The 22599-nt window shown below is 38.3% G+C and carries 20 protein-coding genes; all 20 read right to left on the bottom strand.

What is annotated here, in order from left to right; all coding sequences use genetic code 11:
* Positions 1 to 6 precede the first annotated feature (6 nt).
* Positions 7 to 2886: an excinuclease ABC subunit UvrA gene (uvrA, locus tag JOC34_RS14380; protein ID WP_205137468.1), complete on the bottom strand. Its 2880-nt coding sequence runs from the start codon at positions 2884 to 2886 to the stop codon at positions 7 to 9.
* A gap of 85 nt (positions 2887 to 2971) precedes the next feature.
* Positions 2972 to 4954 (bottom strand): excinuclease ABC subunit UvrB, encoded by a 1983-nt coding sequence (uvrB, locus tag JOC34_RS14375; protein ID WP_205137467.1) that lies wholly within the window; start codon positions 4952 to 4954, stop codon positions 2972 to 2974.
* Between the two features lie 238 nt (positions 4955 to 5192).
* The gene (locus JOC34_RS14370) at positions 5193 to 6368 is read right to left on the bottom strand and encodes a PDZ domain-containing protein (protein WP_205137466.1); all 1176 of its coding nucleotides are present in this window, start codon (positions 6366 to 6368) and stop codon (positions 5193 to 5195) included.
* A 474-nt stretch (positions 6369 to 6842) separates the two neighbouring features.
* On the bottom strand, positions 6843 to 8309 hold the full coding sequence (locus JOC34_RS14365; protein WP_205137465.1) for a S41 family peptidase: 1467 nt from the start codon (positions 8307 to 8309) through the stop codon (positions 6843 to 6845).
* A 189-nt stretch (positions 8310 to 8498) separates the two neighbouring features.
* Positions 8499 to 9968: a peptidoglycan DD-metalloendopeptidase family protein gene (locus JOC34_RS14360; RefSeq protein ID WP_205137464.1), complete on the bottom strand. Its 1470-nt coding sequence runs from the start codon at positions 9966 to 9968 to the stop codon at positions 8499 to 8501.
* A 62-nt stretch (positions 9969 to 10030) separates the two neighbouring features.
* Complete coding sequence (gene ftsX, locus JOC34_RS14355) at positions 10031 to 10924, bottom strand: permease-like cell division protein FtsX (RefSeq protein ID WP_205137463.1); 894 nt, start codon at positions 10922 to 10924, stop codon at positions 10031 to 10033.
* A complete protein-coding gene (gene ftsE / locus JOC34_RS14350) occupies positions 10914 to 11600 on the bottom strand; it encodes a cell division ATP-binding protein FtsE (protein ID WP_205137462.1) in 687 nt (228 codons plus the stop codon). The genes ftsX and ftsE overlap by 11 nt, the downstream gene beginning before the upstream one ends.
* 268 nt (positions 11601 to 11868) lie before the next feature.
* Positions 11869 to 12207, bottom strand: a complete 339-nt coding sequence (gene cccB, locus JOC34_RS14345) for a cytochrome c551 (protein WP_205137461.1) — start codon at positions 12205 to 12207, stop codon at positions 11869 to 11871.
* Between the two features lie 189 nt (positions 12208 to 12396).
* Positions 12397 to 13498, bottom strand: a protein-coding gene (prfB, locus tag JOC34_RS14340; protein WP_205137460.1) for a peptide chain release factor 2 whose coding sequence is annotated in 2 segments (ribosomal slippage) — positions 12397 to 13425 and positions 13427 to 13498 — 1101 coding nt in all. Because the reading frame shifts where the segments join, the coding sequence is not laid out codon by codon here.
* A gap of 61 nt (positions 13499 to 13559) precedes the next feature.
* Positions 13560 to 16073, bottom strand: coding sequence for a preprotein translocase subunit SecA (gene secA / locus JOC34_RS14335; protein ID WP_205137459.1), 2514 nt, complete (start codon positions 16071 to 16073; stop codon positions 13560 to 13562).
* Between the two features lie 336 nt (positions 16074 to 16409).
* Entirely contained in the window at positions 16410 to 16574 is a 165-nt protein-coding gene (locus tag JOC34_RS14330) for a hypothetical protein (RefSeq protein WP_205137458.1), read from the bottom strand.
* 351 nt (positions 16575 to 16925) lie between these two features.
* The gene (gene hpf, locus JOC34_RS14325) at positions 16926 to 17486 is read right to left on the bottom strand and encodes a ribosome hibernation-promoting factor, HPF/YfiA family (RefSeq protein ID WP_205137457.1); all 561 of its coding nucleotides are present in this window, start codon (positions 17484 to 17486) and stop codon (positions 16926 to 16928) included.
* A gap of 222 nt (positions 17487 to 17708) precedes the next feature.
* Positions 17709 to 18062 carry a flagellar protein FliT gene (gene fliT / locus JOC34_RS14320; protein ID WP_205137456.1) on the bottom strand — a complete coding sequence of 118 codons (354 nt, stop codon included), beginning with the start codon at positions 18060 to 18062 and terminating at the stop codon, positions 17709 to 17711.
* A complete protein-coding gene (gene fliS / locus JOC34_RS14315) occupies positions 18062 to 18463 on the bottom strand; it encodes a flagellar export chaperone FliS (RefSeq protein ID WP_205137644.1) in 402 nt (133 codons plus the stop codon). The genes fliT and fliS overlap by 1 nt, the downstream gene beginning before the upstream one ends.
* Positions 18464 to 18493: 30 nt before the next feature.
* Positions 18494 to 19963, bottom strand: coding sequence for a flagellar hook-associated protein 2 (locus JOC34_RS14310; protein ID WP_205137455.1), 1470 nt, complete (start codon positions 19961 to 19963; stop codon positions 18494 to 18496).
* Positions 19964 to 19979: 16 nt separating this feature from the next.
* Entirely contained in the window at positions 19980 to 20333 is a 354-nt protein-coding gene (gene flaG / locus JOC34_RS14305; protein WP_205137454.1) for a flagellar protein FlaG, read from the bottom strand.
* A gap of 70 nt (positions 20334 to 20403) precedes the next feature.
* On the bottom strand, positions 20404 to 20637 hold the full coding sequence (gene csrA, locus JOC34_RS14300) for a carbon storage regulator CsrA (protein ID WP_205137453.1): 234 nt from the start codon (positions 20635 to 20637) through the stop codon (positions 20404 to 20406).
* A 2-nt stretch (positions 20638 to 20639) separates the two neighbouring features.
* Positions 20640 to 21089 carry a flagellar assembly protein FliW gene (fliW, locus tag JOC34_RS14295; protein WP_205137452.1) on the bottom strand — a complete coding sequence of 150 codons (450 nt, stop codon included), beginning with the start codon at positions 21087 to 21089 and terminating at the stop codon, positions 20640 to 20642.
* A 16-nt stretch (positions 21090 to 21105) separates the two neighbouring features.
* Complete coding sequence (locus JOC34_RS14290) at positions 21106 to 21666, bottom strand: DUF6470 family protein (RefSeq protein ID WP_205137451.1); 561 nt, start codon at positions 21664 to 21666, stop codon at positions 21106 to 21108.
* Positions 21667 to 21728: 62 nt separating this feature from the next.
* Complete coding sequence (gene flgL, locus JOC34_RS14285) at positions 21729 to 22595, bottom strand: flagellar hook-associated protein FlgL (RefSeq protein WP_205137450.1); 867 nt, start codon at positions 22593 to 22595, stop codon at positions 21729 to 21731.
* Positions 22596 to 22599 lie beyond the last annotated feature (4 nt).

The following is a 22599-nucleotide window of genomic DNA, read 5'->3' as shown; positions in this document are numbered from 1 at the left end:
CTACCATCATTGCTTGGCAGTCACTTTTTCCCGTTGCTCAACCATAGCTTCTGTAAGCTTCCGATCCCGTTCTAGAACAGGCTTTAAATAACGGCCGGTATACGAATCCTCTACCGCGGCAATTTGCTCTGGTGTACCTGTAGCAATAATTTGTCCACCACGGTCTCCGCCTTCAGGACCAAGGTCAATAATATGATCCGCTGTTTTAATAACATCAAGATTGTGTTCAATGATTAATACAGAATCCCCATTATCAACAAGCCGCTGCAATACATCCAATAATCGTCTAATATCATCTGTGTGCAGTCCGGTTGTTGGTTCATCTAAAATATAGAACGATTTCCCGTCAGAACGTTTGTGCAACTCACTCGCTAATTTAACCCGCTGTGCTTCTCCACCCGATAAGGTTGTTGCCGGCTGTCCAAGTTTAATGTAGCCTAAACCAACGTCATACATCGTTTGCAGTTTTCGTTTAATTTTCGGAATCGGAGCGAAGAAATCTAATGCTTCTTCAATTCGCATTTCCAATACATCGGCAATACTTTTTCCTTTATATTTCACTTCCAACGTTTCTCGATTATAACGTTTCCCATTACAAACTTCACATGGCACATAGACATCAGGAAGAAAATGCATCTCAATTTTAAGAATCCCGTCACCACGGCAGGCTTCACAGCGACCACCTTTGACATTAAAACTAAACCGTCCTTTTTTATACCCGCGTACTTTTGCTTCATTTGTTTGCGCAAAAACATCTCGGACATCATCGAAAACACTCGTATATGTCGCCGGATTGGAACGTGGTGTTCGACCAATCGGCGACTGATCAATATCAATTACTTTTTCAATTTGCTTAACGCCATTCAACCTTTTGTGTTTTCCAGGTTTACGTTTACCGCGATACAACTTTTGGGAAAGCCCCTTAAATAATATTTCATTAACCAAGGTACTTTTTCCCGATCCGGATACACCGGTAACGACTGTCATTAAACCAATTGGAAATTTAACTGACACGTTTTTCAAGTTATTTTCAGAAGCTTCAACGACTTCTATATTTCGTTTTGTTGGTTTGCGGCGCTTTACAGGTAGAGGGATAAATTTTTCTCCGGATAAATATTTCCCTGTGAGCGATTCTTTATTTTTCATGACATTTTCTGGTGTATCACTGGCAACAATTTCTCCGCCATGCTCACCGGCTCCTGGCCCGATATCGATCAACCAGTCCGCTGCCATCATTGTGTCTTCATCATGTTCTACGACAATCAGTGAGTTATCAAGATCACGCATCCTCTTCAATGTACTAATTAATCGATCATTGTCCCGCTGATGTAAACCGATTGAAGGCTCATCAAGTACATATAATACACCTGTTAGCGCTGAACCAATTTGTGTAGCTAGACGAATACGTTGCGCCTCCCCACCCGAAAGTGTTCCGGCTGCACGCGATAATGTTAAATAGTCCAGGCCAACGTTATTCAGAAAATCAAGTCGGTTATCTATTTCTTTCAAAATCATCCTGGCAATTTGTCTTTCCTTCTCAGTTAGATTTAAGTTTTCAAAGAAATCCCGTGCCTCGACAATCGAAAAATCTGTGACATTGCTGATGTGCTTGCCATTAATGCGTACGGCTAGAGCCTCCTCTTTTAATCGGTAGCCAAGACATGTCGGACAGTTCGTTTGTGCCATATATTTACCTAATGATTCACGAATAAAATCGGACGATGTTTCCCGATAACGGCGTCCAATATTGTTCAATACACCTTCAAATTGAATATCATTATCTCGCACATTTCCAAAATCGTTCACATAGTAAAAATGGATTTTTTCTTTGCCACTGCCATACAATATTTTATCCATCTGTTCTTTTGGAATATCCTTCACGGGGATTTTCATATCAATTCCGTAATGATCACAAACACTTTTCAGAAGCTGTGGATAATATTGTGAGCTAATTGGCTCCCATGCTGCAATGGCATGTTTCTTTAGCGATACATTCCAGTCTGGAATTACCAGATCAAGATCCACCTCGAGATTCGTACCTAAACCATCACAAGTCGGACAGGCTCCAAATGGACTATTAAAGGAAAATAGGCGGGGTTCGAGTTCACCAATTGAAAATCCGCAAATAGGACAGGCATGATTTTCACTAAACATCAATTCTTCCTGATCAATAATATCGACAATAATATTACCATCGCCCAATGAAAGTGCTGTTTCAATCGAGTCACTAAGCCGGCTTTCTACGCCCTCTTTTACAACGATACGGTCAACAACAACTTCAATGGAATGTTTTTTGTTTTTCTCCAACTTTATCTCATCGGTAACTTCTTTCATTTCTTTATCTACGCGAATGCGCACGTATCCCTCTTGTTTCAACTTTTCAAACGTTTTTACATGTTCACCTTTACGACCAGAAACAACAGGAGCCAGAATTTGTAATTTCGTCCGCTCTGGATATTCTAAAATACGATCTACCATTTGCTGTACGGTTTGCGAGCTTATTTCAATGCCATGTCTTGGACAAGTTGGACGTCCGGCACGGGCATAGAGCAGCCGCAAATAGTCATAAATTTCCGTTACCGTTCCTACCGTTGATCGTGGATTTTTACTCGTTGTTTTTTGGTCGATCGATATTGCAGGCGATAAGCCCTCGATCGCGTCCACATCCGGTTTATCCATTTGTCCTAGAAATTGCCTGGCATAGGCAGAGAGAGACTCGACATAACGACGCTGTCCCTCTGCATAAATGGTATCGAACGCTAATGATGATTTCCCTGATCCCGATAAGCCTGTCATCACGACCAATTTATTCTTAGGGATTGTTACATCTATATCTTTTAAATTATGTGCCCTAGCACCTTGTATTTTAATTGATTTACTCGGCATGAACCTGTCATCCTTCCACATGAAAAATATAATCAAACTTCATTCAGTGTGAGAGCTTTAACTGCCCGTCAAACTGCGATAAGTTTTACGCCTCAGCTTTAAGTTCCAATACGATATCGCGAAGCTCTGCAGCTTTTTCGAAATTAAGCGCTTTGGCAGCTTCCCTCATTTCTTTCTCCATTTGGTCGATTACTTTCCCTTTTTCTGCTTTCGATAGTTTTGTTAAGCTCTTTTCCTTTTTGCCATATGATTCCTGATCCTCCGCCGCTACCGTTGCCCGGATCACATCACGTACTTCTTTCTTAATAGTTTTAGGTGTAATGTTGTGTTTTTGATTGTACGCCTCTTGTATGCCACGACGTCTGTCTGTTTCATTGATTGCCTGTTCCATGGAGTTCGTAATCCTATCTGCATACATTACTACTTCTCCATGCTCGTTACGGGCAGCGCGCCCCATGGTCTGGATCAGCGACCTTTCAGATCGTAAGAATCCTTCTTTATCGGCATCCAGAATGGCAACCAGTGAAACTTCTGGAATATCCAGTCCTTCACGCAATAAATTGATCCCGATCAATACATCATATTTTCCAATCCGTAAATCCCGAATTACTTCTGTACGCTCCAGCGTTTTTATTTCAGAATGCAAATAGGCTACCTTCATACCAAGTTCCTTTAAATAATCGGTAAGATCTTCAGACATCTTTTTCGTCAAGGTCGTCACAAGTACCCGTTCATTCCGTTCCGTGCGTTTGTTTATCTCCCCAATCAGGTCATCAATTTGACCGTGAATCGGACGAACTTCAATTTCCGGATCGAGCAACCCTGTCGGACGAATAATTTGTTCGGTCATTTCCGGTGAATGTTCCAGCTCGTAAGGTCCTGGTGTAGCGGAAACATAGACAAGCTGTGTTGTCTTTTCTTCAAATTCTTCAAATGTTAATGGACGGTTATCTAATGCGGATGGAAGCCGAAACCCATGTTCCACCAGTACTTTTTTTCTGGCTTGGTCCCCGTTATACATTCCCCTGATTTGTGGTAGCGTTGCATGTGACTCATCCACAACGACAAGAAAGTCGTCCGGGAAATAATCAAACAAGGTATATGGTGTCGCGCCTTCCTCCCGTAAGGTCAAATGTCTGGAGTAGTTCTCGATACCAGAGCAAAATCCCATTTCATTCATCATTTCTATATCATAATTGGTCCGCTGTTCAATTCTTTGCGCTTCCAGAAGTTTGTTCTCTTCTCGTAAAACAACTAACCGCTCTTCCAGTTCTTTCTCTATGTTTGCAATCGCCTTTTTCAGTTTATCTTCACGTGTAACATAGTGAGATGCCGGGAAGATAGCTACATGTTCACGATCCCCGATGATTTCTCCGGTTAATGAATCTACAACCCGTATCCTGTCAATTTCATCACCGAAAAATTCAATACGAACACACTCTTCATCCCTCGATGCGGGGATAACTTCGACCGAATCACCTCGTACACGAAAGGTACCACGTTTAAAATCAATGTCATTGCGGGCATATTGGATGTCGACGAGTTCACGTAATAACTGGTCCCGATCCATATCCATTCCCATCCTTAGTGAAAGGACATGACTCCCATATTCCTCAGGTGAACCTAACCCATATATACATGATACACTCGCAACAATTAATACGTCATTCCGCTCAAACAGAGATGAAGTTGCAGAGTGTCGCAGTTTATCTATTTCTTCATTAATACTTGCATCTTTTTCAATAAATGTATCCGTGGATGGTACATACGCCTCTGGTTGATAGTAATCGTAAAAACTAACAAAATACTCCACGGCGTTATTTGGGAAAAACTCTTTAAACTCGCTATATAATTGACCCGCCAATGTTTTATTGTGCGCAATCACCAGCGTTGGTCGATTGATCTCCTTCACAACGTTTGACATGGTAAATGTTTTACCTGTTCCGGTTGCACCAAGTAATGTTTGATGCCGTTGGCCGGCTACAATTCTATCTACTAATTCTTGAATAGCCGCTGGTTGATCCCCAGCTGGCATATATTGTGACACAAGCTCAAATTTATTTTTCACAATGCAAGCCTCCGTTCTCCTCTATCCTACTAGTTTACCACATATAATAACTTATTTTAACACAAACGCGAACGAACATTCGAATCATTTGCTTACAATCCCTATTTACTATAATACCCTTTATAAGGATAATAAAATCATTTAAGCCCATATATACAGAAAAAACATCGGCAATTGTTGACCAATGTTTTTCCAAATAAAATTAAACTGTCTTCTAATCTACTGTTAAAGCATCTGATTATTTACGACGATAGGGCTCTGTTATAAATACGAGTCCTAATTCGTAGTGATCCCCTTCATACAAAGCACTTTGAAGAAAACGTACCTCATTTGCGTCGTCCAATATATCCAATTTAAAAGTCGCTCCACTTTCACGTAATGCCAAGTAAAATGCATCAGCACTATTCACCTTTTTCCCATTGACTTTAGAAATAGTCTCCCCTACAAGAATCTCAAGGCGATCTGCAGGACTTCCAGGTATGACACTTAAGACTTTTAAGCCTTCATTTAATGGGTGAAAATAAGCCAAGCCTTGTCGGTCTTTCACTTTGTGATCATAGCGAATCCATTCTTTGCCGATGATTGCCACCAATACAGCAGCGAGCGACAACCACGATACAAAGATACTGCCGATTGCAATGAGTAAGACCACAACTGCTAAATAAGCGGTCATTTTTGCTAATCGAGCCGCTGCTAATCGAGGTAAACTCCCTCTTATCAGATAATCCACACCTATAATAAAAGGAACGACGATTAAACTATATGAGGTTTCGCCGATCGAAAAATAGGGCCAAAATGGAGCAAACGGCGTAATCATACCAGCAGGAACTAAAGCAAAAAATGGAATAAAGCCCAATCTTTTGATCCGATGTTGTCCAATCGGTAAGCCTCTATTCCCAATGATGACACTTGGAAGGGACGCATTCCGTTTAATTGTACGCAATAGAATGGCCTCTATCACCAAAAACAATCCTAATAGCAGGGATAAACCAGTGAAATTCGTTTGCGAAAATAAATCCGTTGCCACATAAGATTGATTTTCCAATAAAAATGGTAAAAATATTAATAGTAAATAAGTAATTCCAATTGTATAACCTGCAGATAACATCGTAAATTTTAATGTAAAACTTAATAAGATTGCAATAATACACAGTAGCAGCATTGTTTCATAGAAAAAAACAACTCCAGTACCAATAATAAGGAGCGATAGGACAATTCCTGAAACAAGAGATAATACCCATGTTCGCTTCCATTCTGTAAAAACATCGAAAACTTTAAACCCAAAATCCATTCGTTCCTGTTTTATCCGCTTATAACCCGCTAAGAAGAGCAGCAGAAACATCCAGTATAATAATGGGTTCATAAACATTTTACCGATTGCCTTTACAATTTCAATTAACCATGCTTCCGTCATAATGATCACCTTCCAGCAAAGCTGTTATCTGTGAGAATACCTTATCATCTGATTTCAACGATAGACATCTTCTTTTCCTAATTGTTTTTTAAAATATATCACTTTTCTATTATTGTAATAATATATTCGGTATTTGTCGAATTTTTCCTATTTGTTGAAGCAGAAATAATCAGTTCATTCCATATGAAAATCCGCGGGCAGTACCCGCGGATTTCCTACTAAGCAATCAATATAGGCTGTTTTCGTATTCTTTGTTGCTATTGATATAAACTGCGACGGAATAAACCCGAGTTTCTTGTCTTACCGCTTCGGAAATACACTTCGCTATTATTGTGCAATGAATGCCAGATCCCATTTATAACCGTTGATTGAAACGGATGGTAGTCAACTCCTGCGAAAAGCAACATTCCAATTAGTCACAATTTATACCGACTTTTAAGATTCATTACTTAAAATTTTTTTTAAGAAACAGTCTTAATATAGCTCATCTAATGCTTTTTCCAATTGCTTATCATCTTTACCATCACGAATTCTCTGCATAATTTCTGCTTCTATCATGCCTGCAGTGTCTTTGTCAATTTCGCCCGTTGATTTCGCATCATTCTCTTTTTGAAATTGTTTAACTGCAGCTTCCGTTTCTTTATTGAAATAACCATCCGTACGTCCTGTGTCATAACCAAGCCCGCTTAACATGGTTTGTACATTCGCTATTTTCTTATCGGTATGATCGTATGTTAATGGTTTATCTATTTGAATCGGATTTGTATAGAAATAATCTGGTTGAGAAACTGCTACTGTCGGCTCAACACCTTTTTCATTGATCCAATTACCCTTTGGTGAAAGCCATTTAAAGAATGTAAGCTTAATTGTACTGCCATCTCCCAATGGAACAGCTTGTTGGACAGTTCCTTTTCCAAAGCTGGTATCACCAACAATATCATATCCTGCTTCCTTCATCGCAACCGCTAGAATTTCTGATGCAGATGCACTTCCCTCATCAACGACTACATTAATTGGATAATCTTTCTTTTTATCCAGATCAGAGTAATAAGGTGTTTTTTCACCGTTCTGATCCTCTATTTGCATATATGGCATATCCTTTGGAATAAACAACGCTAGCATGTCTTCAACAACATCTAGAAGCCCGCCCGGATTTCCACGAACATCGATGACCAATCCCTCAATGCCATCATCCTCTAACTGCGTTAATTGCTCTTCAAATTCCTCAGCAGTGTGTTCAGAGAAATTGGTGACTTCCAGTACACCAGTCTTCTTGCCATCAATCGTTTTTACATCATTATATACCGTTTCAACCGGTATCTTATCACGCGTAAGTTCAACTTCAAATGGTTCTTCGGACCCCGCTCGTTGGATTTTTATTACGACCTTCGAGCCTTTTTCACCACGAATTTTATTAACTGCTTCATTTAAATCTAAACCATCCAAACTTTCATCGTCAACTGACAACACCTGATCATTTGGTCTTAATCCGGCCTTTTCAGCAGGTGAATCTTTGATTGGGGACACGATGGTTACAACATCATTAACCTTGCTTACTTCCGCCCCAATACCTTCAAAAGAAGATTCTATTTGTTCATCAAACTCTTTCATCATTTCCACATCCATATAAGTACTATACGGATCGTCCAGCGTTGCGAGCATTCCCTGGATTGCCCCTTCAACCAATTGTTGGTCTTCAGCGCCTTCCAAATAATTTTGTTTGATTAAACTGATGGCCTGGCCAATTTTATCCATGTCTTCTGGAAGACTTACTTCTTTCTGGTCACCTTGTGCAGTGGATGCATCCTCTTTCTGCTGCTGATTCGTTGTGTTTTCAGATTCACTAGGCTGAGCCATTTTTACACCAGTATACGCCCCGGCAAACCCTAAAACCAAAGCAGCAATCAATAAAAGAACAATATGTGCCTTTTTAAAATTCATCTTTTCACCCCAACTTATCTAATGCTTTCACTGAATGCGCTATATAATATACAAAAGCATATCACGAACGACCCATTCTGACTATGGTTTACTCTACATCATTTTAAAAAAAGACATCGCACCGTAATGGGCGATGCCTTTCCACTATTTAGTTTATACATGTTTTATTAAAAAAGAACACTTAAAAATTTAACGCAAATATTTTAATGGATCCACAGAATTACTTTTTGCTGCATTCCAGCCACCCTCATGGATTTCGAAATGTAGATGCGGTCCGGTAGATCCGCCTGTGTTTCCTGTAGCACCAATTGTTTGTCCTTGACTAACGTGTTGTCCAGCTGAAACAGAGACACTATCTAAATGAGCATATAGCGTTGTATAGCTTTGTCCATCTATCGAATGAGATATCATAATCGTGTTCCCATAACCGTTCATTGCGCCTGCCGAAATTACAACACCAGAAGCCGCAGCCTGTAGTGGTGTCCCAATTCCAACACCGATATCCATCCCTGCATGGAGTTTTTTTCCGCCAGATATCGGGTGGGACCGCCAACCATAGTCAGAAGTTTTAGGACCATTTGCAGGCCAGATAAACTTCCCGCCCCCACCACTTGATGATGGCGTAGATGCTGGTGCACTAGCTGTACTTGCAGTCTTGCTTGAACTGGATTCCGATTTAGAACTGGAGTTGTTGGAACCAGCGCTTTTCTCTTTAGCTTGTGCTTGTTGCTGTTCCTTTTCTGCTTGTTCTTTGGCCGCCTTTTCCTCGGCAGCTTTTTCTTTTGCCGCTTTTTCTTTCGCTAGTTGTTCCAGGTTACCCTTTTCTTGTTCAGCAAGTTGTACCGCTTTTTTGTTTGCATCAGTTTGTGCAGCTAGAATTTGCTTTTCTTCCTCAAGCGATAGTTTATGATCTTCCAAATCTTCATGCTCTTCTTCGAGTTGCGCCATCAATGTTTTTCGTTGATCTTTTTGCTCGTCCAATTGTCCTTTAAGTGCAACCAATTCTTTCTTTTGGTCCTCAAGGGCAACTTTTCTTTCTTCTACCTCTACTTTGCTGCTTTCAACTTCTTTTTTGTTGTCTTCTAATGCAAGTTTGTCAGCAGTTTGTTCTTCCATAATTGTTTTATCCTGGTTCATAATTGTGTTAACCGCACCAGATCTGCTGATAAAATCGCCAAAGCTTTTGGAACCCAAAATCACTTCAATATATTTCATATCTCCGCCAGTTTGTTGAATAGCGCGCAGGCGATCCTTTAATAATGCTTCCCGTTTTTCAATCCGTTCTTTTAAAACAATAATCTCTTCTTTTAAAGCTTCTATTCTATTCTTTAGATCCTCTATTTTCTGATTCGTTTCTGTTATTTCATTTTCCTTATTATCAATATCACTTTCTGTGTTGGATAATTTTTCATCGATATCATTAATTTCCGATGAAACGTCACTTTGTTTACCGAGATTTTTATCTATATCTCCGTCTACCTCTGACTTATCATTATCAATATTGCCTTGTTTTTTATTTAATTCTTCTTGTTCTTTTTCCAGTTCATTAATTTTATTTTTTAAACCGTCAATTGATTCTGCTGATGCTTGACCAACATTTACGGTAACTGTTGTAAGGAACAAAACAGAAATCAGCGCAAACGAGTAAACTTTCTTCACCTCGTAAATCCCCTTCCACTTGAACATAATACGATCTGTATTTGTTGTTTTTTATTTTATATTTATACTTTTAGGAACTTCCGGATACTCATTACGCTTCCCCATGTACCAATGAGTGCACCGATTGCTAGAATAATAAGGGAAAGTTGCCATGCAAATGGATTAAACGGTAATATATCCACAAAGGCATATTTGTTTTGTCCACTAACAACTTTCTCTAAGTAATCATATCCGCCTAAAACAACTCCAATCGGAATAATCGATCCAATCACACCAAGCAGCAAGCCTTCCACAAAGAATGGCCATCTAATGAATCCATTGGTTGCTCCAACCAATTTCATAATTCCAATCTCTCTGCTCCGGGCCATAATAGTAATTTTAATCGTATTGGAGATAAGGAAAATCGCTGTAAATACCAATCCAATAATTAAAACTAGTCCGATGTTTCTCGCGTACTTATTAAACTCGAATAAGCGCTGAACTACATCTTCTCCGTAGTTGACCTCCTGAACACCATCGAGTTTTTCAACTTTTTCCGCTATCTTCATTGTATCTTCAGGGTTTTGCGCCCTGATAATATAAACATGGTTTAACGGGTTATCCTGTTCAAACAACTCCCAGGATTTTCCATCGTCCCCCATACTATTGATTAATTTTTCCAGTTCTTCATCATTAGACGAAAATACAACCGAGTCTATTCCATTAATATCTTTAATTTCTTTGCCTAGCTCTGTAATAACATCCGGATCTGCAGTTCTATCTATTAATGTATTTATTTTTACGTCTTCTTCTACTTTATTTGCCATTTGATTCAAGTTCAGCATTAATGCCAAAAATGCACCTACTAAAATCAAAGTTGTTGTTACCGCAGCAATAGAAGCGACTGTCATCCAACCATTACGTGCAATATTTTTAAACCCTTCACGTATATGGCGTGTCATTGTTCTAAATTTCATAGCCATACTCTCCCCGATTCTCGTCCCTAACAATTAGTCCGCCTTCGATGGCTATCACACGCTTTTTAATCGTATTAACAATCTCTTTACTATGTGTTGCCATAATAATTGTTGTTCCACTTGCATTTATTTTTTCAAATGTACGCATGATTTCCCATGAAGTATCTGGGTCCAGGTTTCCTGTGGGCTCATCCGCAATAACAATTTTAGGGTGATTAACAATTGCCCGGGCAATAGAAACCCGCTGCTGTTCTCCACCTGATAGCTCGTCCGGTATCGCTCTTGCCTTATTTTTTAATCCAACTTGTTCCAACACTTCCATGACCCGTTTGCGAATCGCGCGTGGCGATTCCTCAATGACCTCGAGTGCAAATGCAATATTTTCATAGATTGTTAGTTTAGGTAGTAACTTAAAATCCTGAAATATAACACCTACGTCCCTCCGCAAGTAAGGAACTTTACGTTCTTTCAATGTGCTTAAATCTACATTATTAATAAAAACAGATCCAGTGGTAGGCCTTTCCTCTCTGTAAATTAACTTTACAAAAGTGGATTTACCGGCTCCGCTTGGACCAACAATGTATACAAATTCACCTTGATCAATATCAACATTTAAACTATTTAGAGCAGTAACCCCGTTGGAGTATGTTTTATAAACATCTTTCATTAATATCATACGTATATCAAACCTTTTTATTGTTTTAGTGTTGCTACTGGTATCGATTTTTGTTCTTTTATATGTACAATCGTAGAAGCAATCGACCTTTTTCCGTATTGCTTTTTACAGTATAACATCTTTCGACATGTTTTTTGGCTATAAAATTATTACATTTGTATTTCAAACATTACTGCCCTGTTAATTTGATCAGAAATTAGCATACAAAAAAGACTTGACCTCTTTTTTTGGAAGTCAAGTCTCTAATATTACACGAACTTAAGATTAATTATTTCTTTTCCGCTAACCAACTTGCAAGTGTATCCAAGTCATCACCAGTTACTTGTTTCTGAGCTGGCATACCGCCTTTACCATTTTGGATGATATCCTCAATGTCTGCTTTGGAATGGTCAGCGCCAACTTTTGTTAAGTCAGGTCCTGCACCACCGGAGAGGTCTGCGCCATGGCATGAAGAACAATTGCTTTTGAATATATCTTCCGCTGCTGCACTATCTACAGCGCCGTTATCTTCACCTTTATCTTCACTAGCACCATCATCTCCGCCCCCACCACATGCACCAAGTACAAGAGCCGAGCCGAATAAAACTGCAAATAACCATTTTTTCATTAATAAATCCCCCTCACAAATTGTAGATAAGTTATCATGTACATTATAACCTAATTTCGCCATTTTAAAACATCGTCTAAAATAATTGTTCTTTCGATTGCCATCTAACCTTATGGCATCAATGATTCAACTGTTTATGACAAATTTATGAAATTAACTAATCTGATTGATAACAAATATAGCTTGTGATTAATCAATTTGTGATCTTAAATAGGCATCGATAAACGGATCAATGTCCCCGTCCATCACCCCTTGGGTATTTCCAATATCTAAATGTGTGCGGTGGTCCTTGACCATCGAGTATGGATGGAAGATATAAGATCGAATTTGACTGCCCCAACCAATTTCTTTTTGTTCTCCCCGGATAGCAGAAATTTCTTCCTGCTGTCTTTCAATTTCCACCTGATGCAATTTTGATTTAAGCATCTTCATTGCAGCTTCCCTGTTCTTAATTTGTGATCGTTCATTTTGACATGTCACAATAATATTTGTTGGGATGTGGGTAATTCTTACAGCCGAGTCCGTCGTGTTTACATGCTGGCCTCCAGCTCCACTTGCGCGGTACGTATCTATATTAAGATCCTCTGATCTAATTTCAATTCCCGTATCCTCAGTCATTTCTGGCAATACATCGCAGGATACAAAAGATGTATGACGACGTCCGGAAGAATCAAATGGTGAAATACGGACCAAGCGATGCACACCCTTTTCCGCTTTCAAATAACCATATGCGTTATGTCCTTTAATTAATAATGTTACGCTTTTTACACCTGCTTCATCACCAGGCAAATAATTTAGTGTCTCCACTTTGAAATTCTTGTTCTCTGCCCAGCGCTGATACATGCGCAAGAGTAGGCTGGCCCAGTCCTGGGACTCTGTTCCACCTGCACCTGGGTGCAATTCAAGTATAGCGTTATTCGCATCATAGGGTTCGCTTAAAAGCATTTGTAATTCAAAGTTATTGATCTCTTTGATTAGTTCGGTTACTTCTTGATTGAGTTCTTCAAACAATTCCTGATCTTCTTCTTCCTTCACTAACTCATACGTTACTTCGAGATCGTCCAGACCTTCTTCAATTTCCTCAAATTTATTGACATAACTTTTTAACCCATTCACTTCATCAATTACTTTTTGTGCCTCATCCTGATTATTCCAAAAGTCAGGTGTTGCCATTCGCATTTCCAGCTCTTCTATTCGTTCCTTTTTGACATCTAAGTCAAAGAGACCCCCTAAAATCTTCAACGCGTGAAGCAATTTTATCCAATTCATTTCTAATTTCTACTAATTCCATCACATTCACCTCTGTTAATTAATTGCATGAAAACACTCCCAGATATGGGAGTGCCAATGCTTTACTTACCATGACAATTTTTATATTTTTTACCACTGCCACATGGGCATGGGTCGTTTCTGCCGATGTTATCTTGTTTCACAAATGGTTTTCGCGATTTTTTCTTTTCTTCTCCGTCGCCGGAAACTGCCTGTGTATTTTTAACAACTTCCTCGCGTTTTAGATTATCACGAATTTGAGCTTTCATAATATATTTCGCAACCTCATCCTCAATGTTTGCAATCATTTCCTCAAACATCGCAAATCCTTCAAACTGATATTCCCTTAATGGATCATTTTGCCCGTAAGCCCGTAAATGAATACCTTGACGTAACTGGTCCATTTGGTCAATATGATCCATCCACTTCGAATCTACGGTACGTAGTAAAATAACCTTTTCAAATTCATGAAATTGATCCGGTTCGAGTTCCGTTTCTTTTTCATCATAACGTTCCCGTATTTTCTTCATCAGTAGTTCTGTGATTTCTTCAGGCTCAATTCCTCTCAGATCCTCCACTGAAATGTCTTCCGGATCTAATAAATTACCATGTGCATACTCTATAATGGTCTGCAGTTCCCAATTATCCTCATCGTCATCCTGTGTATGTGCTGCAACAACGCGCTCAACAGATGACACAATCATATTCTCTATAATTTCACGCAGGTTTTCATCTGAATCAATCACATCGAACCGCTGCTTATAAATAATTTCACGTTGTTCTCTTAGTACGTCATCATAGGATAGTACCGTCTTACGTGCATCAAAGTTATTACCTTCAACCCTTTTTTGTGCCGATTCAACTGCTCTGGAAACCATTTTACTTTCAATTGGCTGGTCATCGTCCATTCCCAGACGTTCCATCATCGATTTTAAATTATCCGAGCCAAAACGGCGCATGAGTTCATCTTCCATGGATAAGTAAAACTCAGTCACCCCTGGGTCTCCCTGACGACCGGAACGACCACGCAACTGGTTATCAATTCGGCGGGATTCATGTCTTTCCGTACCAACAACAGCGAGTCCGCCAACTTCTTTGACACCTTCGCCTAATTTAATATCTGTTCCACGTCCAGCCATGTTAGTCGCTATCGTAACCGCACCTTTTTGACCGGCATTTTCAATAATTTCAGCCTCTCTAAAGTGGTTCTTAGCGTTTAGTACATTATGTCTGACACCAGCTTTTTTCAATAGCTGCGCGATTAATTCAGATGTTTCAACAGCTACTGTACCGACTAAAACTGGTTGTCCAGTTTCATGGCGTTCTTTAATATTCTCAACAACGGCACGAAATTTACCTTCCATCGATTTATATATTAAATCTGCACGGTCATCACGTACGATTGATTGATTTGTCGGAATAGCAATAACGTCCATATTATAAATGTTCCTAAATTCTTCTTCCTCTGTTTTCGCAGTACCTGTCATACCTGCAAGCTTATTATACATACGGAAAAAGTTTTGGAATGTAATGGAAGCAAGTGTCATACTTTCGTTTTGAATTTGTAATCCTTCTTTTGCCTCAATTGCCTGATGCAGCCCATCACTATAACGACGGCCCTTCATCAGACGGCCGGTAAAGGTATCAACAATCACAACTTCATCATCTTCTACAACATAGTCATCATCACGGTGCATCGAAACATGCGCCTTTAATGCTTGATTAATATGATGGGTTAAGGAGACATTATCAAGGTTAAATAAGTTTTCTATAGAAAAATAACGCTCCGCCTTGTTAATTCCTTCTTCTGTAAGTTGGACACCTTTTGTTTTTTCATCATACGTGTAATCTGTTTCGGCATGCAACGTAGTTACAAAACCGTTTGCCTGCTGATAGGAAGATGCAGATTTCTTTGCAGAGCCAGAAATAATTAAAGGTGTTCTGGCTTCATCAATTAAAATGGAGTCGACCTCATCAATAATGGCAAAATTCAACGGGCTCTGTACCATTTGTTCTTTATATAGCACCATATTATCCCGTAAATAATCAAACCCATACTCATTGTTAGTACCATAAGTGATATCACAGGCATAGGCTTCTCTCTTTTCTTCTTTAGACAACCCGTTTCCATTTAAACCAACAGTCAAACCAAGAAAATTATATAATACACCCATTTCTCTTGCGTCACGTTCTGCCAAGTAATCATTTACCGTAATAATATGCACACCTTTGCCAGTAATCCCATTTAAATAGGCAGGCATGGTTGATGCTAATGTTTTACCTTCCCCTGTTTTCATTTCAGCAATATTGCCTTCATGGAGTGCAATAGCACCAATAATCTGAACGGGGAACGGGCGCATATGAAGCACCCGTTTAGACGCTTCACGAACAACCGCAAACGCTTCGACAAGTAAATCATCGGTTGTTTCTCCATTGTTGTAGCGTTCTTTGAATTCCTCCGTTTTTTGCTGCAATGCTGTATCGGAAAGTTTTTCAATATCCGCTTCTAATGCTTCTATTTCGTCAACCCTTTTTTGAATCAGGTTCAATTGTTTTTTATTTCCATCACCAAAAATTTTCGTCAATATTCCAGCCATTATAAACGCTCCTTAAAATAAATTAGCTAAATACCGCTAATAATAACATATATGAATAATTTATTTAAGATTATTACCCTTAATATGATCCAATATTAATAATAACACTATCCAAACGTGTATGCCAACAACTTCTGTTTCGAATCTTCATAAAGAAGCGTTGGTTCAGATGAGGGAAACCTCCTACCGAATGAATTTTCACTTTATATTGCTTTTTTTATATTCTTATTCCCACCAAAATAAAAAGGGTAGTTTGAGGATAAACTACCCTTTGGCATTTAGGGAACGTGCGAGGAGTCTTTTTTTATAAAAAGACTAGGATTGTGGATATTATTTTTATGATAGTAAAAATTGATTTCCGCTTTTCTTTTGTTGGATAGACAAATCTGTAATTCTCCGATTTGTTGCTGCAATGATTTCAACAAGCTGTGTAATCGTTTTTTCCTGCTGATCAATTTTTTTTGCTAATTGATCTAGGATTGCTTGCTCTTCCACGCTCATTTCCTTCACTCCTTTGTAGTTCTATTGACTCATTTATAACATGTGTATAGGCAAAAAGTCTAGTTGTTGTTTTTTGATTTTCGGCTCCAATTCGACATGTTTCTGCATAGAAAACATAGATTTCGACATGCTATTTTTACAAGTTTTGCAGTTTAAGAGCATTTATCGCTTACAAAATTCAATTTCTGTCTTTCGTTCGTCAAATTCCGACAAATTCATAAGAAACGCTCTGGACACTTTGTTTCCCGGTAGACTTCAATACATGACTCTCCCTATTTTTACACTAATCCAATATAAAAGGCGATCCTTATTATAAGGATCGCCTATACTTTATTCAATCATTTATCTCTATCAATCAACTTCAGGCTCAATCAAACCGTACTTTCCGTCTTTTCGACGATAGACTACGTTTGTTTCATCGGAATCAGCATTTGTAAACACATAGAATGCATGTCCTAACATGTCCATCTGTAATACCGCTTCTTCAGAGTCCATCGGTTTCAAATTAAATCGTTTCGTTCTTACAATGTCAATTTCATCGGAAGCCTCTTCCAATGCAATGTTATTTGCTTCTCTTTCCAATTCAGCAAATACATGTTTTGGAGAGCCTTTTTGCCGGAATTTACGATTTACTTTTGTCTTATATTTCCGGATTTGTCTTTCTAATTTGTCGACAACTAAGTCGATTGCAGCGTATAAATCTAAATGCTGCTCTTCTCCACGCAATAATAAGTTTGTCATCGGAATGGTAACTTCAATCCGTTGCTCATCATTATAGACACTTAAATTCACATGTACATCGGATGTTAGCGGTGTATCAAAATATCTTTCTAATTTACTAATCTTTCTTTCTACATACTCCCGTATAGATCCTGTCACCTCAAGATTCTCACCACGAATGTTAAATTTCATAAAAGTGTCCTCCTTTCATACTTATATTATACTATGTTTCCCCTAAGTTTTCCTGCTTAAACCATTTAAAACTTTGTAACAATTTGTAGATCCACTTAATTGCCTGATTAAAACCACTACTGTACAACATTCGTGGATATAAAAATAAAGACACCCTTTTTTCTAAACTGTCTATATTTCCGGGAACAGTTCTTATTTTCAGGTGTCTTTTTGCGTTTTTTGCTATTTTTTGCTATCAAGAAACATTCCATCCATCGTTTGAACATGTTCATAGGGGTTGGTATAGTTTCGATTAGACTGTTTTTGTTTTTTTACTTGTTTCATTTCGCTTTTTAACACATTAAATATTTTTTCCATGGTTTGTTCAATCTGATCATTTAGTAAAATTATTTTTTTGCCAAGGACCTTCTCAGCTTCCGAGTACGGCGCAGCCAATTTTTCCATGTGCTTTCCTCTTGCTTCAACTAATTGGTTGACCTGCTCGATTACCTGCTCACGGTTTTTTACTGTGATTTCCTGTTTTAATACTTCCTTCATCTGCCATGTTACGTCATATACATCCAGTAAACGATTCATTATATATGTGCACCTTGGACAAATTGTTTCTGACGAGATGTTTTTACAACTTGCTTCCATGTATCTCTAAATTCAACCGCAAACTGTAATACTTCCTCAAGCTTTTTCAAGTCATTATTTATATTAGCCGTTTTGAGCAGATGCTGCATATATTCATATAATGGCAGCATTTGCTGGGAAATTTCTACTTCTTGATCCAACGTCAGCATTAATTCCTGAATGATGTTTAGCGCCTTCTGAATGTTGCTATTTTTCGCTTCATAATTCTGATCATTCATATCCCTCATTGCTTGTTTGATGAATTTAATACAGCCGTTATAAAGCATCAGTGTTAACTCCCCACCTGAAGCTGTGTTAACAGCGTTATTCTGATAAGCTTGAAATGGTTTATTAGATGACATTGGTCTCTTCATTCCTTTCCTTTTTTAACTTTACATACCCCCGCCAAATTGGGAAAATAATTGTTCCGATTGCTGATTCATACGTGATATTGCTTTTTCCATTGCGGTAAATTGATTCCAGTAACGTGTTTCCACCTGTGTGAGTCGATCTTCGAATGAAGATATTCGATTATTTAAGTCTTTCATTCGTTTCCCTAATGTGTAATTTTCAAGTGTATCCGTGCCATTTCCTGCTCGGTTACGAATTTGATCCATTGTTGATTTAATGGAATCTTCCAGTCGATTTACAAGACCACGGCTTTCGTCCTTCTTACTACTGGAAAATAACTTTTGCACATCATCCGGATTTTGCTGTAGTGCATTTCTCAATGCATCCTCATCCACAATTAACTTGCCACCATCCATGTAATTGGCAGATGTTTTAATACCTATTTGAGTTAAAGATGTGAACTCGCCACCTGTTTCCACTTGGGCATACCAGCTTTGACGCATAGAAAACAAACCATTTGAAATAGCTGACTCACCTTTAAGGATGCCACTTTTGGCCCGTTCTTCCCACAGTTCAATTTCTTTATCAGACATTCCCTTTTTTTCTGCGTCGGTTAATGGTTTAAAGTCACGAAATTTTTCTTCACGTTGTGATTCGTTTAATGTCTCGATTACTTCATTGTATTTATCAACAAATTTCATGATGGATTCAAATGAAGCTTCCACATCATTGGTAACGGTCAATGTAGCATCGCCATCTGTAACAGCTTTAAATTGAAACGTAATATCGTTCAATTTATAGGAGTTGTCCTTAGAAGTCATTTCAATGCCATTATAATGAAATTCGGCGTCTGTTCCACCTACCTCTTTACCAGTTAACTTCAAATTTTTGACAAAGGGCGAGTTGTTTTCAAAAACGATTTCCGCACCGTCTTTATTATAATTACCGGTTCTAGTTGTTTCTAGAAACACTTTCTTTGACTGTGGATCATAAAAAGCACGAACGTTTTTATCTTCCTTGTTAAATTTACTTAAGACACTATTTAGCGTATCACTATCGGTCACTTGTACGGTATGCTCAACCATCTTTTCTTCCTCTATATCGTACGTCGAAAATTTGATTTCCGAGCCAATATCGATTCCAAGCTCCTTCAATGTCTTATTAGGATCAATATCCAATTCCTCTTGACTTACATTGATCGCAGAACTTGCAAGCTGTGTAACTGCAATTTCATACGTCCCATTCGAGGAACTGGATGAGCCTGTTGCAGTCACTGCTCCTTCTTGAGAAGAACTGATCGTTTTTGAATTATACGTTTTACTCATTTTCATATCTAACATCATCTTATCCAGTTCTGATAGCTTCAAATTCATATCACGAAAACTATCCCGTTGCCATTCCAATGTTGTTTTGTCCTGGCTCATTTTGTCCAATGGAATTCGTTCAGCAGACATTAACTTTTCAACAAGTGCATCAATATCCATTCCTGTAGCCAACCCGCCAATGCGCATGATAAATCACTCCTTCTTATATCTTTCTATCAATTAGAATTCCCATTAATTCTGCCATTTCAGCATACATATCCAGCATTTTCTCCGGTGGGATTTCTTTAATTACTTCACTCGTCAGCGGATTTACCACAGTTACATAATACTCATTTAATTTCTCATGGTATTTAAATTTCAGATCGGTTCTAAGTGGTTCGATCATTTGATTTAGTTTAGACACCGCTGTTTCTACTTCTTTTTGGGTAATAACCCGATCCTTATGTAATATCATATCTTTATGTAATGCTTGATTATCCGTCGCTATTGTCATTTGCTTATTTGGTTCACTACTTTGCAGAGGCTGTGATCCATTCATCACTTTTTCAATTTCCATTTCGCTTGCAACTCCTCATCCCGCTATCTTTATTATTTATATCGGCTGGAGAATAAAAATTGTAAAGGATTCACTTTTCAGTTTGGCTGCTATCTTTTAATAAGGAAAATAAATCAAGGGAAATATCGGCTGCTTCATTATTTTGCTGTTGAATTGCTGCGTATATTTCTTTGCGGTAGATATCCAATGATTTTGGTGCATCAATTCCCAGTTTGATTTGATCCCCTTCTACAGCCAGCACTTTTATCTCGATGTTATCACCAATTTGAATCGATTCATTCATTTTTCTCGTTAAAACAAGCATGATTAATCCCCTTTCAATGTAGCAGCATGATTTGGTGCAATTGGAGCTTTGGTCAGGTAATCCCCCTGATTCAAAATGTATTGTTTTCCATGCATATTTCCAGAATGAATAATAATCGGAGCTTTTAGGTTTAATGTACTCGTGTAAAATGGTTTTTTCAATGTCACAATCGCTAAAACAACTACATCCGCTTCATTTTTTATTTGTAGGTTTGCTAATATACTGTCGTCGAGATGAAACGTATAATCTGTGTAAATAGGATATGGATTAGTTACAATGAACGCTATGTCCTCTGATTGTACGGATTGTAAAATTTGGAAAGCGGGATTATCAGGCAAATCCAAAAGAACAAATTCTGTTTCATCAATAAATCCTGGGATTCCGGCTGAGAAATGGATAACTTTTTCCACTTCTATTTGGACTTCCCCTAAATATTTTGTTTTTATTTTCATGCTTTCTCGTCCTTTCTTAGTCGTTATAGACAACATCCATTTCGAGTTGCTGATATTGCTCCATATCTACCATGACCGTCCCACGTTCAAAGTTATGTATCGGTTTTTGTGTGCTCGCTTCCACTATGGGCTTATTCGTCTGAACCTCGATTTGGACCTGTGCCGGTTCATAGCTTGTCTTTACAGCAAATTGGGAAGGTATAAATTTTATCCCCAGCGATTTGTTTTGCCGATTACCATCCATTATTGCCTGGTTTATGACTGGGGTCCCTACATTTTCAAGCTTCATTAGTTCTGATCCTTGTTCCGCCCTTCGTCCTATACCTTCTAGTAAACTATTTTTACCTTCTTCTGCAGCTTTTTCATTCTGCCTAAAAATATGCATCAAGTTCATATCCTCCCATGCCTGCGTCTGATCTATTTGCAATTTTGCCGGTGTGGTTTGAATTGATAATGCTACATGTGGTTGTTGAATCGATAATTCAGCGTTTGGCTGTCTTATTTCCTGTATTCCTTTTGTTTGTCTGATTTGAATTTGTGCCATTTGTGATTGCATACTAATTTGTGGAATTTGCATTTTTTACAGCACTCCTATTTAAACAATAAAACCCCAAACCCTTCTCGGGTCAGGGTTTCATACTATCTTAGAAAATCTATTAATGATGGTTGAATGATTCTTGATCCAGCAGCTAAAGCAGCACGATGCAGACTTTCCTGTGTGATTAAATCCGTAATGACTTTTTCATAATCAACATCTTCGTTTTCTGACATCATTTTGGTCGCGATAATATTTTGTTCATTCAATCGATTCTCGATCAAATCCAAACGATTCATTCGTGCGCCAAGACTAGCCCGAGCATTGATCACATTATTAATATTATCATCTATCGAGTCGATACTGGATTGAATAGCTTCCTGGTCATCACTGTCTAAAGCAACAATAAATTTATCGATATCATCGAATAATTCTTTACCAAAAATGGAACTTGCATCCACATTTGCCTGGATCTTTATTCCATTAGAAACCTCTATATTGACCGCTCCCCCGGAAAAGTTATACTCACCATCTTTTATTGGTGCTGTTTCTGTATTTGTTCCATTAAAAATATATTTCCCATTTACTTTCGTATTTGCAATATCTATAAGATGTTCTTTTAGTTGTACAACTTCTTCCTTAATGTTTTTTCGCTCTTCAGATCCATAAGTCGAGTTACTTGCCTGGATAGCTAATTCACGTAACTTTTGCATGGAGCTGGTTGCTTTATCAAGCGATGAATCTGAATTATCCATCCAGTTATGAACTTCGTTTGTATTACGAATATATTGTTCAACCTCTATAACCTGGCTACGATAATTCATCCCTTTCATCGCAATCACCGGATCATCGGAAGGCCGGTTAATCTTCTTACCAGTACTCACTTGATTCATATATGTATCCAGTTTTGTGTAGCTATTGGATAAATTTCGTAGCATGTTATCGGACATCATACCTTGGGTAATCCGCATTACT

Source organism: Virgibacillus halotolerans (genome assembly GCF_016908515.1).
In the GTDB taxonomy this organism is placed as follows: domain Bacteria; phylum Bacillota; class Bacilli; order Bacillales; family Amphibacillaceae; genus Virgibacillus_M; species Virgibacillus_M halotolerans.
Note: the sequence above shows the minus strand (reverse complement) of the source record. Positions and strands in the feature narration are given on the sequence as shown.

What these genes read in the sequence shown, in the direction of transcription:
- JOC34_RS14370 (WP_205137466.1), bottom strand. Translation starts at nt 6,368, where the DNA reads ATGACGGAAGCATGGTTAATTGAAATTGTAAAGGCAATCGGTAAAATG.
- JOC34_RS14290 (WP_205137451.1), bottom strand. Translation starts at nt 21,666, where the DNA reads ATGCAAATTCCACAAATTAGTATGCAATCACAAATGGCACAAATTCAA.
- secA (WP_205137459.1), bottom strand. Translation starts at nt 16,073, where the DNA reads ATGGCTGGAATATTGACGAAAATTTTTGGTGATGGAAATAAAAAACAA.
- fliT (WP_205137456.1), bottom strand. Translation starts at nt 18,062, where the DNA reads ATGAATCGTTTACTGGATGTATATGACGTAACATGGCAGATGAAGGAA.
- csrA (WP_205137453.1), bottom strand. Translation starts at nt 20,637, where the DNA reads ATGCTTGTTTTAACGAGAAAAATGAATGAATCGATTCAAATTGGTGAT.
- fliS (WP_205137644.1), bottom strand. Translation starts at nt 18,463, where the DNA reads ATGTCATCTAATAAACCATTTCAAGCTTATCAGAATAACGCTGTTAAC.
- fliW (WP_205137452.1), bottom strand. Translation starts at nt 21,089, where the DNA reads ATGAAAATAAAAACAAAATATTTAGGGGAAGTCCAAATAGAAGTGGAA.
- JOC34_RS14365 (WP_205137465.1), bottom strand. Translation starts at nt 8,309, where the DNA reads ATGAATTTTAAAAAGGCACATATTGTTCTTTTATTGATTGCTGCTTTG.
- ftsX (WP_205137463.1), bottom strand. Translation starts at nt 10,924, where the DNA reads ATGAAATTTAGAACAATGACACGCCATATACGTGAAGGGTTTAAAAAT.
- hpf (WP_205137457.1), bottom strand. Translation starts at nt 17,486, where the DNA reads ATGAAATTTAACATTCGTGGTGAGAATCTTGAGGTGACAGGATCTATA.
- JOC34_RS14310 (WP_205137455.1), bottom strand. Translation starts at nt 19,963, where the DNA reads ATGCGCATTGGCGGGTTGGCTACAGGAATGGATATTGATGCACTTGTT.
- JOC34_RS14330 (WP_205137458.1), bottom strand. Translation starts at nt 16,574, where the DNA reads ATGAGCGTGGAAGAGCAAGCAATCCTAGATCAATTAGCAAAAAAAATT.
- flaG (WP_205137454.1), bottom strand. Translation starts at nt 20,333, where the DNA reads ATGGAAATTGAAAAAGTGATGAATGGATCACAGCCTCTGCAAAGTAGT.
- cccB (WP_205137461.1), bottom strand. Translation starts at nt 12,207, where the DNA reads ATGAAAAAATGGTTATTTGCAGTTTTATTCGGCTCGGCTCTTGTACTT.
- ftsE (WP_205137462.1), bottom strand. Translation starts at nt 11,600, where the DNA reads ATGATATTAATGAAAGATGTTTATAAAACATACTCCAACGGGGTTACT.
- flgL (WP_205137450.1), bottom strand. Translation starts at nt 22,595, where the DNA reads ATGCGGATTACCCAAGGTATGATGTCCGATAACATGCTACGAAATTTA.
- uvrA (WP_205137468.1), bottom strand. Translation starts at nt 2,886, where the DNA reads ATGCCGAGTAAATCAATTAAAATACAAGGTGCTAGGGCACATAATTTA.